This is a genomic window from Pseudomonas sp. B707, assembly GCF_022496685.1.
Lineage (GTDB): Bacteria > Pseudomonadota > Gammaproteobacteria > Pseudomonadales > Pseudomonadaceae > Aquipseudomonas > Aquipseudomonas paraglycinae.
In genome coordinates this window covers 135,559-148,396 of sequence record NZ_WTVE01000033.1, presented here as the reverse complement: position 1 = coordinate 148,396, position 12,838 = coordinate 135,559, and the positions used below count along the sequence as shown (strand labels likewise).

11 protein-coding genes are annotated in these 12,838 nt (G+C 59.5%); all 11 read left to right on the top strand.

The window, feature by feature from the left end; translation table 11 throughout:
• Positions 1-263: 263 nt before the first annotated feature.
• The 11 genes from GQX66_RS23055 to GQX66_RS23005 all read left to right on the top strand — a co-directional run bounded on the left by GQX66_RS23055 (position 264) and on the right by GQX66_RS23005 (position 12,812).
• Entirely contained in the window at positions 264-629 is a 366-nt protein-coding gene (locus tag GQX66_RS23055; RefSeq protein ID WP_085745746.1) for a response regulator, read from the top strand.
• A 165-nt stretch (positions 630-794) separates the two neighbouring features.
• A complete protein-coding gene (locus GQX66_RS23050) occupies positions 795-2,084 on the top strand; it encodes a glycosyltransferase (RefSeq protein WP_240871688.1) in 1,290 nt (429 codons plus the stop codon).
• 153 nt (positions 2,085-2,237) lie between these two features.
• Entirely contained in the window at positions 2,238-3,113 is an 876-nt protein-coding gene (locus GQX66_RS23045; RefSeq protein ID WP_240871905.1) for a phospholipase, read from the top strand.
• 53 nt (positions 3,114-3,166) lie between these two features.
• The gene (locus tag GQX66_RS23040; RefSeq protein ID WP_011334055.1) at positions 3,167-4,072 is read left to right on the top strand and encodes an AraC family transcriptional regulator; all 906 of its coding nucleotides are present in this window, start codon (positions 3,167-3,169) and stop codon (positions 4,070-4,072) included.
• A 225-nt stretch (positions 4,073-4,297) separates the two neighbouring features.
• Positions 4,298-5,608 (top strand): sugar ABC transporter substrate-binding protein, encoded by a 1,311-nt coding sequence (locus tag GQX66_RS23035; RefSeq protein WP_240871687.1) that lies wholly within the window; start codon positions 4,298-4,300, stop codon positions 5,606-5,608.
• Between the two features lie 169 nt (positions 5,609-5,777).
• The gene (locus GQX66_RS23030; RefSeq protein ID WP_039768250.1) at positions 5,778-6,704 is read left to right on the top strand and encodes a sugar ABC transporter permease; all 927 of its coding nucleotides are present in this window, start codon (positions 5,778-5,780) and stop codon (positions 6,702-6,704) included.
• Between the two features lie 8 nt (positions 6,705-6,712).
• Entirely contained in the window at positions 6,713-7,543 is an 831-nt protein-coding gene (locus tag GQX66_RS23025) for a carbohydrate ABC transporter permease (RefSeq protein ID WP_007957423.1), read from the top strand.
• 23 nt (positions 7,544-7,566) lie between these two features.
• Positions 7,567-8,670 (top strand): sn-glycerol-3-phosphate ABC transporter ATP-binding protein UgpC, encoded by a 1,104-nt coding sequence (gene ugpC, locus GQX66_RS23020; RefSeq protein ID WP_240871684.1) that lies wholly within the window; start codon positions 7,567-7,569, stop codon positions 8,668-8,670.
• A gap of 16 nt (positions 8,671-8,686) precedes the next feature.
• The gene (locus tag GQX66_RS23015; protein ID WP_240871682.1) at positions 8,687-10,159 is read left to right on the top strand and encodes a mannitol dehydrogenase family protein; all 1,473 of its coding nucleotides are present in this window, start codon (positions 8,687-8,689) and stop codon (positions 10,157-10,159) included.
• 204 nt (positions 10,160-10,363) lie between these two features.
• The gene (xylB, locus tag GQX66_RS23010; protein ID WP_240871679.1) at positions 10,364-11,860 is read left to right on the top strand and encodes a xylulokinase; all 1,497 of its coding nucleotides are present in this window, start codon (positions 10,364-10,366) and stop codon (positions 11,858-11,860) included.
• A gap of 13 nt (positions 11,861-11,873) precedes the next feature.
• Positions 11,874-12,812 carry a carbohydrate kinase gene (locus GQX66_RS23005; RefSeq protein WP_240871678.1) on the top strand — a complete coding sequence of 313 codons (939 nt, stop codon included), beginning with the start codon at positions 11,874-11,876 and terminating at the stop codon, positions 12,810-12,812.
• The last annotated feature ends 26 nt before the right edge of the window (positions 12,813-12,838 follow it).

Here is a 12,838-nt window from a genome sequence, read left to right as displayed (position 1 = left end):
TGGCAGCCTTGTCGAACTGGTGAAAACCAGGGAGTTTGCCCCAAAACGGCACCATGGATCCATTTTTCTCACAGCTTTAGTACTGTTTTCCTACAATTGCCTGCGCCTAATCCAAGGCCAACGGTTATCCTTGCCCCCCCCGTTTGCGCCTATTCTTTTTTGTATCCATTCGGGAACTTGTGGCTATGCGCCACTTACTCATGCAAGAGCCCGGCATTTTTGATCGACCGGTGCCCCGTCCCCCATTCTTGAGAGCCGCCATTATGTCCAGCCCTGTGTCCACCATCCTTGTAGTAGAAGACGATGCCATCGTGCGCATGCTGATCGTCGACGTGCTGGAGGAATTGGAGTTCAAGGTCCTGGAAGCGGACGGCAGCGAACAGGCGCTGGAAATCCTCAAGGACGTGAACCAGCACATCGACCTGATGATGACCGACGTCGGCCTGCCGATCATGGATGGCCGTCAACTGGCCACCGAAGCCCGCAACATTCGCCCCGCCCTGCCGATTCTGTTTGCCAGCGGTTATGCAGAAACGATTGAAGTACCGAAGGACATGCACGTAATCGGCAAGCCTTTTTCCATTGATCAACTGCGTGACAAGGTCAAATCCGTACTCGGGCAATCCTGAACGCGAGACTTCAATACCTGAATGACGCTGTCACGCGCCCTGCCGGTGGTCTTCTTGCTCGGTCTTGCCCGATGCACACCCAATAAACACGGATCACCCGACACGTGGATTATGGTCTAATCCGCGCGCCTTTTTTCCGTCTCTTCGTTTCAGGAACCGTTTCTCATGAGTCAGCCCGCAACCAAAGTCCTCGTCATTGGTTACGTCTGGCCGGAACCCCGCTCCTCCGCTGCGAGCGGGCATGTGATGCAGATTCTCGAGACGTTCCTGCAACAGGGCTGGCAAATCACTTTTGCCAGCCCGGCCGGCACTGGCGAACACCGCGCCGACCTGACCGCGCTGGGCATCCGCGAAGTCCCGATCGAACTGAACAACAGCAGTTTCGACACATTCATCAGCGAACTGATGCCGGATATCGTGTTGTTCGACCAGTTCATGATCGAAGAGCAATTCGGCTGGCGCGTGGAGAAACATTGCCCCGATGCCCTGCGGGTACTGGAAACCTCGGACCTGCAAAGCTTGCGGCATGCACGGCATCAGCGGTTGAAGAACCGGCTGAAGCTCAGCGATGACGCCAACGACTTCGCTGAGCTATTTGCCCCGGCGCTGGCTGAAGAGTTCGAGCTGATGGCGGACACCGATCTGGCCAAACGCGAGATCGCCGCCCTGTATCGCTGCGACCTGAACCTGATGATCTCGCAGGTGGAAATCGAGTTGCTGGTGCAGCAGTTCAAGCTGCCGCCCGAGCTGTTGCACTGGTGTCCCTTGATGGTCGAGCCACCGAGTACGCCAGCGAAACCCTTCGAGGAGCGCGCGCATTTCCTCAGTATCGGCAACTTCCGTCACGCGCCGAACTGGGACGCCGTGTTGTGGATGAAATCCACCGTCTGGCCGCTGATCCGCGAGCAACTGCCAAAAGCCCAATTGCATCTGTACGGCGCCTACACGCCGCCCAAGGCAGCAGCACTGCACAATGCCGCGCAGGGTTTTCACATCATGAACTGGGCCGAGGATGCGTTGCAGGTCATGTCCGATGCGCGCATCTGCCTGGCGCCCTTGCGTTTTGGCGCCGGAATCAAGGGCAAATTGATTGATGCCATGCTCTGCGGCACACCGAGTGTCACCACGCCGATCGGGGCTGAAGGCATGCATACCGATCAGCCATGGCCGGGGGCGATCTGCCGCACCGCGCAGGATCTGGCCAATGCCGCAGTGAAGCTTTATAGCGATGACATTGCCTGGCAAGCGGCCCGGTCCCATGGGCAAACGCTACTCGAGGACGTTTATCAGCAAGCGATACATGGTCCGGCATTAATCAATAAACTGTTGGACTGCCGTAAAAATCTTGCCCAACTAAGAAAGAACAATTTCACCGGCAGCATGCTGCGACATCATTCACATAAAAGTACGCAATACATGGCGCAGTGGATTGAAGCAAAAAACCTGAACAAGTAATTCGCTCTCGAAATGTATAAACACAAGAGCCAATAAATTGCATCAATCCATCGTTGGCAAATAAACAAATTAAACACTATAAACATCCTGCCTTCACCACTCTTATCATTTGAAAGTGGTGCAATCAATCAACTAGTGCAGGATGCATACATGATCGACAACAACAACTTCGCCACCCATGACTGGATGGCGGCGACACCTTCCATCGATTCTCTTTCCATTTCTGAGTTGACGCTGCCAGGAACCCACAACGCCGGCAGCGACTGGCGCGCCGATTATCCAGTTTTCGGCCCACCCCGCCACTGGCTCGCCTGCCAGCATGATTCGTTCCACGCTCAGCTACACCATGGCGCAAGGGTGCTGGACATTCGCCTGATCTACGACTCCAAGGCAGAAGGCGTCGGCAAGTTTCGTGCTCACCATGGCGGGCACCGCAACTCCCGAACCCTGGGTAACCTGATCACCGACCTGGAAAGTTTCCTGAAACAAAACCCGGATGAGTTCATTGTTCTTGACTTCCATAGTCTGGATGGCAACGACTTCGATTATGTCTATTTCAATAACATGATGATTCACTTTCTCGGCCACCGTTTGATTCCGAGTCGAAATCTGAGTGCCAGCCTCGGCCAGCTTAAACAAATCAACAATGAGCAACGTATATTCGTTGCCGCCCGTTCGCACTGGCAACTGGATCGCAGCGTGTTCATCGATTACATCAACCATCAATGGTCGGGTAACGACCTGACCGGAACGGCGGAACTGAAGCAATTCATCGGCAATGTCCTGAAGTCCCCACCGGGCTCCTGGAAACCCTGGTCGTTGTCCGCCACCAGTTACACGGCGCTGGGCGGGCCGGTCGATATTCATAAGGAGTTGAACGACTGGTTCGACCCGAACAACAGTGACTGGGCAATGAAGTGCAACGTGATCAACGTCGACTTCATCGAAGAAACCAACATCGTGTCGTTCTGCCGGGCAGTGAATCAGACGAAGGCGCACCTGCGCCCTGCTGATCGCCTACTGGCGTAACGGCCGCGCAAAGAGGCATGATCGCCGGGCGATAACAAAAAAAGCATCCGACCATGACCCGAACAGCCCGCGTCACCGACCCTTCCTATGAACTGATGGATGACCACAACGGGTTATCCATCATCTATCGCCAGCATGGTTTCCCCTGCCCGCTGGTGCGCTGGCACTTTCACAAGGAATACGAGCTGCACCTGATCGTCGCCAGTTCGGGCAAGGTGTTCATCGGCGATTACATCGGCAACTTCTACCCGCAGACGCTGTTCCTGACCGGGCCCAATCTGCCGCACAACTGGATCAGCCAGGTGGCCGAAGACGAGGTGGTCGAGAAACGCGACATGCTGGTCAACTTCACCGATGAGTTGTTCGAAAGCGGTCATCAGGTGTTCGCCGAACTCAAGACCCTGGCGCCACTGCTTGAGCGTGCGCAGTACGGCATCGAATTCCGCTCCCCGCAGACAATCCGTCAGGCCATGACCCTGATGCAACGCATCGCCGATTCAACCGGCATCACCCGTCTCGGGCATTTTTTCATCCTGATGGAATTGCTGGCGGCCTGCGACGACTACCAACTGCTGTCCGGCGCAACCACCCCGCAACTGGCCGACGAGCACAACATCGACCGCACCAACCGCGCGGTGGATTACATCTTCGCCCACTACGCCCGCGAACTACCCCTTGAGGAGGTCGCCGAGCACCTGGGCATGAAACCCACCTATTTCAGCCGCGTGTTCAAGCAGGCGACCGGGCGCAACTTCATCGAATTCGTCAATCGCCTGCGCATCAGTAAATCCTGCGAGTTGCTGGCTGATGGCGACAAGCCGGTGACCGAAGTGTGCTTTGAGTCGGGCTTCAATAATATTTCCAATTTCAATCGGCGCTTTCAGCAGCTCAAAGGCATGACGCCTTCGCATTACCGGCGGCTGGTGGTGCAGCGCCTGACCGAGCAAAACCACGGCTGAACAGGAAAATCTGTACGGTTTCGCGCCCATCGCCCTGCTGAAACGCCCTTCCCTGCGTTTATCGCGCCAATCCCGAGTGCAAAAAAGTATCGATTCAAGTGCTAGGGATGATTTGTCAGCCCTGCGTCAGAAGGCTGTAATCAGTGCACATTCTTCCCCCGCCGGAAGAACACAAAAACAATAACTGTCCTTCTGCCCCCGCCGGGTGCAGAAAAGGAGTGCACGATGCAACCCACTGCAAAAGCTCTGCTGGCCCTCACCTGCATGACCCTCAGCAGCGTCAGCCTTGGCGCCCAGACCCTGACCATCGCCACCGTCAACAACAGCGACATGATCCGCATGCAAAAGCTCTCGAAAACCTTCGAGACCGAGCATCCGGACATCAAGCTCAATTGGGTGGTGCTGGAAGAAAACGTTCTGCGTCAGCGCCTGACCACCGACATCGCCACCCAGGGCGGTCAGTTCGACGTGTTGACCATCGGTATGTACGAAGCCGCACTCTGGGGTGCCAAGGGTTGGCTGGAGCCGATGAAGGATCTGCCGGCCAGCTACGCCCTAGATGACGTGTTCCCGTCCGTACGCGAAGGCCTGTCAGTCAAGGGTTCGCTGTACGCCCTGCCGTTTTACGCTGAAAGCTCGATCACCTACTACCGCACCGACCTGTTCAAGGACGCCGGCCTGACCATGCCGGAGCGTCCGACCTGGGAGCAGATCGCCGGCTTCGCCGAAAAGCTCACCCACAAGGACAAGGAGCAGTACGGCATCTGCCTGCGTGGCAAGGCTGGTTGGGGGGAAAACATGGCGCTGATCACCACCGTGGCCAACGCCTATGGCGCGCGCTGGTTCGATGAGCAATGGAAACCGGAATTCAGCGGTCCGGAATGGAAAAACGCGCTGAACTTCTACGTCGACACCATGAAGAAATCCGGCCCGCCGGGCGCCTCCAGCAACGGTTTCAACGAGAACCTCGCCCTGTTCAACAGCGGCAAATGCGCGATCTGGGTCGATGCCAGCGTCGCCGGCTCGTTCGTCACCGACAAAACCCAAAGCAAGGTCGCCGATCACGTCGGCTTCACCTACGCGCCGCATCAGGTCACCGACAAAGGCTCGGCGTGGCTGTACTCGTGGGCGCTGGCGATTCCGACCAGCTCCAAGGCCAAGGAAGCCGCCAAGCAATTCAGCGCCTGGGCTACCTCCAAAGAGTACGGCGAACTGGTCGCCAAGACCGACGGCATCGCCAACGTTCCGCCGGGCACCCGCGCCTCGACCTACAGCGACGCGTACATGAGCGCCGCGCCGTTTGCCAAGGTCACGCTGGAATCGCTGAAAGCGGCCGACCCGAGCAAACCGACCCTCAAACCCGTGCCTTACATCGGCATTCAACTGGTGACCATTCCCGAGTTTCAGGGGATCGGCACACAGGTCGGCAAGCTGTTCTCCGCCGCACTGATCGGCCAGACCACGGTCGACCAGGCGCTGACCGCCGCCCAGCAAACCACCGAACGCGAGATGAAGCGCGCGGGTTATCCGAAGTAACTCGCAAAGCTTGCTCCTGCCTCCTGTGGGAGCGGGCTTGCTCGCGAAAGCGGTGTATCAGTGAAACATTTTGTTGTCTGACACGACGCCTTCGCGAGCAAGTCGAATCGTCGCACCGTCGCTCCCACATGGGATCTCCATAGGTCTGTATGACTCGGTCGTAAACGCCATGAATACTTCAACTGCCAAAGCCCACATCGACCTATCGCAGCCCCGGCGCAAAAGCCGTGTGGCCAATCCCGGCTGGTTTCTGGTCAGCCCTTCGGTGGCCCTGTTGCTGCTGTGGATGATCGTGCCGCTGGGCATGACCGTCTATTTCTCGATGATCCGCTACAACCTGCTCGACCCGGGCACCAACGAATTTGTCGGGCTGGAAAACTTCACCTACTTTCTGACCGACTCCGGCTTCATGCCCGGCGCCACCAACACCTTGCTGCTGGTAGGCAGCGTGCTGCTGATCAGCGTGGTGTTCGGCGTATTGATCAGTGCGCTGCTGGAGGCCAGCGAGTTCTTCGGTCGCGGCATCGTGCGGGTGATGCTGATTTCGCCGTTCTTCATCATGCCCACGGTCGGTGCGCTGATCTGGAAGAACCTGATTTTCCATCCGGTGTCCGGGATCCTCGCCTACATCTGGAAACTGTTCGGCGCGCAGCCGGTGGACTGGCTCGCTCACTACCCGCTGCTGTCGATCATCATCATTGTCTCGTGGCAATGGCTGCCCTTCGCGATCCTGATCCTGATGACCGCCATGCAGTCCCTCGACCAGGAACAGAAAGAAGCCGCCCGCCTCGATGGCGCCGGCCCGATCGCGATCTTCTGGCACCTGACGCTGCCGCACCTGGCACGCCCGATTGCCGTAGTCGTGATGATTGAAACCATCTTCCTGCTGTCGGTGTTCGCCGAAATCTTCACTACCACCAACGGCGGCCCCGGCTACGCATCGACCAACCTCGCCTACCTGATCTACAACCAGGCGCTGGTGCAGTTCGACGTCGGCATGGCCTCGGCCGGCGGCCTGATCGCCGTGGTCATCGCCAACATCGCCGCGATCATTCTGGTGCGGATGATCGGCAAAAACCTGACTGACAAAGCCTGAGGCCTGCCATGACTCTTCAACAATCCCGCCGGCTGCAAAGCCTGCTGCTCGGCACGCTGGCCTGGGCCATCGCGATCATCATTTTCTTCCCGATCTTCTGGATGGTGCTGACCAGTTTCAAGACCGAAATCGACGCCTTCGCTACGCCGCCGCAATTCATCTTCACGCCGACGCTGGAGAACTACCTACACATCAACGAGCGCAGCGACTACTTCAGTTTCGCCTGGAACTCGGTGGTGATTTCCTTCAGCGCCACGGCTCTGTGCCTGCTGATCGCGGTGCCGGCGGCCTACTCGATGGCGTTCTACGAAACACAGCGCACCAAGGGCACGCTGCTGTGGATGCTCTCCACCAAGATGCTGCCGCCGGTGGGCGTGCTGATGCCGATCTACCTGCTGGCCAAGAGTTTCGGCCTGCTCGACACGCGCATTGCGCTGATCGTGATCTACACGCTGATCAACCTGCCGATCGTGGTCTGGATGGTTTACACCTACTTCAAGGACATCCCCAAGGACATCCTCGAAGCCGCCCGCCTCGACGGCGCCACCCTCGCCCAGGAAATGCTCCGCGTGCTGCTGCCGATCGCCAAGGGTGGCCTCGCCTCGACCGTGCTGCTGTCGCTGATCCTGTGCTGGAACGAGGCGTTCTGGTCGCTGAACCTGACCTCGTCCAAAGCCGCGCCACTGACCGCGTTGATCGCTTCCTACTCAAGCCCCGAAGGCTTGTTCTGGGCCAAGTTGTCGGCCGTCTCGACCCTGGCCTGCGCGCCGATCCTGATCTTCGGCTGGATCAGCCAGAAACAACTGGTGCGCGGCCTGTCGTTCGGCGCCGTCAAATAAGAATTCGCAAAAGGAGCGCCATCATGGCCAACCTGAAAATCAAGAATCTGCAAAAAGGCTTCGAAGGTTTTTCCATCATCAAGGGCATCGACCTTGAGGTGAACGACAAGGAATTCGTGGTGTTCGTCGGCCCGTCGGGCTGCGGCAAATCCACCCTGCTGCGACTGATCGCCGGTCTTGAAGAAGTCAGCGGCGGCACCATCGAACTGGACGGACGAGACATCACCGAAGTCAGCCCGGCCAAGCGTGATCTGGCGATGGTGTTCCAGACCTACGCGCTGTACCCGCACATGACCGTGAAGAAAAACATGTCGTTCGCCCTCGATCTGGCCGGCGTACCGAAGGCTGAAGTCGAGAAGAAAGTCGGCGAAGCGGCGCGCATTCTGGAACTGGGCCCGATGCTCGAACGCAAGCCGAAACAACTGTCCGGCGGCCAGCGTCAGCGCGTTGCCATCGGCCGGGCAATCGTGCGCAACCCGAAAATCTTCCTGTTCGACGAGCCGCTGTCCAACCTCGACGCCGCCCTGCGGGTACAGATGCGCCTGGAGCTGCTGCGCCTGCACAAAGATTTGAAAGCGACGATGATCTACGTGACCCACGATCAGGTCGAAGCCATGACCATGGCCGACAAGGTCGTGGTGCTCAATGGTGGCAAGATCGAGCAGGTCGGCTCGCCGCTGGAGCTGTATCACAATCCCGCCAACCTGTTCGTCGCCGGTTTCCTCGGCACGCCGAAAATGGGCTTCCTCAAAGGCCAGATCATGCGGATCGATGGCGCGAGCTGCGAAGTCTCGCTGGAGGCCGGTACCCGCATCACCCTGCCGTTCAACGCGTCGAACCTGAGCGTCGGCAGCGCCGTGACCCTGGGCATTCGCCCGGAACATCTGGAACTGGCGCAAGCGGGCGACTGCACCCTGCAAGTCACCGCCGACGTCAGCGAGCGGCTGGGCAGCGACACCTTCTGCCACGTCAAGACCAACGCCGGCGAAGCCCTGACCATGCGCGTGCGCGGTGATCTGGCGAGCCGTTACGGCGAACAATTGAACCTGCACCTGGACGCTGCCCACTGCCATCTGTTCGATGCCGACGGCGTGGCGCTGACCCGCCCGCTGCGCGCGGCCGCCTGATTTCGAGACTGACCCGATGAAACTGAACAAGCAAAACCTCAACCGCCTGGCCCCCGAAGTGAAGCTTCCGGCCTACAGCCTCAGCGACACCCGCCAGGGCATCGCCCACATTGGCGTCGGCGGCTTCCATCGCGCGCATCAGGCGTATTACACCGATGCGCTGATGAACACCGGCGAAGCGCTGGACTGGGCGATTTGCGGCGTCGGCCTGCGCGCCGAAGACCGCCGCGCGCGTGACGACCTCAAGGAGCAGGATTACCTGTTCACCCTGTTCGAACTGGGCGACAGCGACGACACCGAAGTCCGCGTCATCGGCGCGATCCGCGACATGCTGCTGGCTGAGGACAGCGCCCAGGTGCTGATCGACAAGCTTGCGGATCCGCAGATCCGCATCGTCTCGCTGACCATCACTGAGGGCGGTTACTGCATCGACGACAGCAACGGCGTGTTCATGGCGCACCTGCCGCAGATTCAGCACGACCTGACCTACCCGCAACAGCCGAAAACCGTGTTCGGTTTCCTCTGTGCCGCACTGGCCAAGCGGCGTGCGGCGGGCACTCCGGCGTTCACGGTGATGTCCTGCGATAACCTGCCGCACAACGGCGCCGTCACCCGCAAGGCACTGTTGGCCTTTACTGCTTTGCTGGATCCGGACCTGCACGACTGGATCGACGCCAACGTCAGTTTCCCCAACGCCATGGTCGACCGCATCACGCCGATGACCAGCACCGCGCATCGCCTGCAACTGGCGGACAAACACGCCGTTGATGACGCCTGGCCGGTGGTCTGCGAACCCTTCGTGCAATGGGTGCTGGAGGACAAGTTCGTCAACGGCCGACCGGCCTGGGAAAAGGTCGGCGTGCAGTTCACCGATGATGTTTCGCCCTACGAAGAGATGAAGATCAAACTGCTCAACGGCAGTCACCTGGCCCTGACTTATCTGGGCTTTTTGAAGGGTTACCGCTTCGTTCACGAGACCATGAACGACCCGCTGTTCGTGCGCTACATGCGCGCCTATATGGACCTGGACGTGACCCCGCAACTGGCGCCGGTGCCGGGGATCGACCTGACCGAGTACAAGGACACGCTGGTGGCGCGGTTCTCCAATCAGGCGATTGCCGATCAGCTTGAGCGGGTTTGCTCGGATGGGTCGTCGAAGTTTCCCAAGTTCACTATTCCGACGATCAATCGGTTGATTGCCGATGGGCAGGAGACCAAACGGGCAGCGTTGGTGGTGGCGGCCTGGGCGCTTTACTTGAAGGGTGTGGATGAGAATGGTGACACTTATTCGATTCCGGATCCTCGGGCCGCGTTCTGTCAGGGGTTGGTGGCAGAGGATGCTTTGATCACTGAGCGGTTATTGGGGGTCGAGGAGATTTTCGGGGTGGCGATACCGCGTTCGCCAGAGTTTGTTGCGGCGTTCGAGTGGTGCCTGAATAGCTTGCGTGAAGAAGGCGTCACTCGGACTCTCGAGCGTATTCTGGCCTGAAAAGCCCCTCACCCCAGCCCTCTCCCGGAGGGAGAGGGAGCCGACTGAGGTGTTTATTCGAGCTACATCGACCTGAAAGTCCGGAGCCGAACTCAGGAATTGAAACCTACACAAATCTGCTCCCTTTCCCCCTCTCCCCTCTGGGGAGAGGGTTGGGGTGAGGGGTGGCTTTAGAAGTCGCCAAAAAACCAACAGGTTCACACCATGCACAAACAACAACTATTCCTCGGCATCGACTGCGGCACCCAAGGCACCAAAGCCATCATCCTCGACGCTGTCAGCGGTCAGGTTCTCGGCCAGGGCGCCGCCGCCCACACGATGATCAGCGGCGCCAACGGCCGTCGCGAGCAAGACACCGCGCAATGGCTGGAAGCCTTCGCCCTCGCCACCCGCCGCGCTTTATTGGCGGCAAATGTCGACGGCCAGTCGATCCAGGGCATTGGCGTTTCCGGCCAGCAACACGGCCTGGTGCTGCTCGACGATCAAGGCCAGGTCCTACGCCCGGCCAAGCTTTGGTGCGACACCGAAACCACGCCTGAAAACGATCGCCTGCTGACTCACCTGGGCAGTGAACAAGGCTCGCTGGAACGTCTCGGCGTGGTCATTGCGCCGGGCTACACCGTCTCCAAACTGTTGTGGACCAAGGAACAGCATCCGGATGTGTTCTCGCGCATCGCGCGAGTTCTGCTGCCCCACGACTACCTGAATTTCTGGCTCACCGGTCGTGCATGCAGCGAATACGGCGATGCGTCCGGCACCGGCTATTTCAACGTGCGCACCCGTCAATGGGATCTGCAGCTGCTGCGCGACATCGACGCCAGCGGTCGTCTGCAATCCGCGCTGCCAGAGCTGATCGATGCCCATCAAACGGTCGGCACAATTCTGCCGGCGGTCGCCGAACAACTGGGCATCAACCCCAACGCACTGGTGTCCAGCGGTGGCGGCGACAACATGATGGGCGCCATCGGCACCGGCAATATTCAGCCGGGGGCGATCACCATGAGCCTCGGTTCTTCCGGCACGGTGTACGCCTACGCCGAGGCACCGAAGGTCAGCCTGGACGCGTCGGTCGCGACCTTCTGTTCGTCAAGCGGCGGCTGGCTGCCGTTGATCTGCACCATGAACCTGACCAACGCCACCGGCGCGATCCGCGAACTGTTCAACCTCGATCTCGACGCCTTCAATGCCTTGGTGGACCAGGCCCCGATCGGCGCAGAAGGCGTAAGCATGTTGCCGTTCCTCAACGGCGAACGCGTGCCGCCCCTGCCCCACGCCACCGGCAGCCTGCACGGCCTGACCATCGATAACCTGACGCAAGCCAATCTGTGCCGCGCCGCCGTCGAGGGCACCACCTTCGGCCTGCGTTATGGACTGGATCTGCTACGCCAGAATGGTTTACAAAGCCGCAGCATTTGCCTGATCGGCGGCGGTTCGAAAAGCGCGGTGTGGCGGCAGATCGTCGCCGACATCATGAACACCCCGGTGATCTGCACCGAGCAAAGCGAAGCCGCAGCGCTGGGCGCGGCGATTCAGGCGGCGTGGTGCAAGTCGTGGTCGAACGGCCACGAAGACACCCTGGCCGACCTGTGCGAACGCTGCGTGAAGCTCGACCTGAACAGTGAAACCCTGCCGGTTGCCGCGAATGTCGAGGCGTTCCAGCAGGCCTATGAACGCTATCGACTGCATGTCGCAACCTTATAAAGAGCAAACAACTATGTACCTGGTGTGTGGCGAAGCGCTGTTCGATTTCTTCAGCGAAGACGATGCCGGCGGACAGGCATCGAAAGTCAATTTCAAGGCAATTGCCGGTGGTTCACCGTTCAACGTGGCGGTGGGTTTGCGCCGACTGGGCGTGGATTCGGCGCTGTTTGGCGGGTTGTCCACCGACTACCTCGGCCGGCGCTTGCAGCAAGTGCTGCAGGATGAAGGCGTACGCCCGGATTACCTGGTGGATTTCGCCGCGCCGACCACCCTGGCGATGGTCGCGGTGGGCGCCAATGGCTCGCCGCATTACAGCTTCCGTGGCGAGGGTTGCGCCGACCGCCAGTTGAGCCTGGCGCACCTGCCAACGTTGGGCCCTGAAGTGCGTGGTTTGCACTTCGGTTCCTTCTCACTGGTGGTGCAGCCGATTGCCGATACCTTGCTTGCGCTGGTGCAGCGTGAAAGCGGCAAACGCCTGATCAGCCTCGACCCGAACGTGCGCCTCAACCCCGAGCCGAACATCGACCTGTGGCGCGAACGAATCGCTACGCTGGTGCCGTTGGCGGACTTGATCAAAGTCAGCGACGAAGACTTGAGCCTGCTGTACCCCGAACAGGATCCGGCGCGCGTCATCGAAGGCTGGTTGCAGTATCGCTGCCAGGTCGTGTTCCTGACCCGTGGCGGTGAAGGCGCGACCGTGTTCAGCCGCACTCACGGTTCATGGTCGGTGCCGGCGAGCTCGGTGAAAATCGCCGACACCGTCGGCGCCGGCGATACCTTCCAGGCCGCGTTGATCACCTGGCTGACCGAGCATGAGCTCGATTCGGTGGAAGGCGTTCAGCACCTCAGCCGCGAGCAGATCGACGGCATGCTCAGGTTTGCCGTACAGGCCGCCGCCCTTACATGCAGTAAAACAGGTCCGGATTTGCCTTATCGCCACCAGTTGACCTGACCGCGTAGACTGGCGCCCTTTTTTGC

What these genes read in the sequence shown, in the direction of transcription:
- GQX66_RS23055 (WP_085745746.1), top strand. Translation starts at nt 264, where the DNA reads ATGTCCAGCCCTGTGTCCACCATCCTTGTAGTAGAAGACGATGCCATC.
- GQX66_RS23030 (WP_039768250.1), top strand. Translation starts at nt 5,778, where the DNA reads ATGAATACTTCAACTGCCAAAGCCCACATCGACCTATCGCAGCCCCGG.
- xylB (WP_240871679.1), top strand. Translation starts at nt 10,364, where the DNA reads ATGCACAAACAACAACTATTCCTCGGCATCGACTGCGGCACCCAAGGC.
- GQX66_RS23015 (WP_240871682.1), top strand. Translation starts at nt 8,687, where the DNA reads ATGAAACTGAACAAGCAAAACCTCAACCGCCTGGCCCCCGAAGTGAAG.
- ugpC (WP_240871684.1), top strand. Translation starts at nt 7,567, where the DNA reads ATGGCCAACCTGAAAATCAAGAATCTGCAAAAAGGCTTCGAAGGTTTT.
- GQX66_RS23035 (WP_240871687.1), top strand. Translation starts at nt 4,298, where the DNA reads ATGCAACCCACTGCAAAAGCTCTGCTGGCCCTCACCTGCATGACCCTC.
- GQX66_RS23005 (WP_240871678.1), top strand. Translation starts at nt 11,874, where the DNA reads ATGTACCTGGTGTGTGGCGAAGCGCTGTTCGATTTCTTCAGCGAAGAC.
- GQX66_RS23050 (WP_240871688.1), top strand. Translation starts at nt 795, where the DNA reads ATGAGTCAGCCCGCAACCAAAGTCCTCGTCATTGGTTACGTCTGGCCG.
- GQX66_RS23025 (WP_007957423.1), top strand. Translation starts at nt 6,713, where the DNA reads ATGACTCTTCAACAATCCCGCCGGCTGCAAAGCCTGCTGCTCGGCACG.
- GQX66_RS23040 (WP_011334055.1), top strand. Translation starts at nt 3,167, where the DNA reads ATGACCCGAACAGCCCGCGTCACCGACCCTTCCTATGAACTGATGGAT.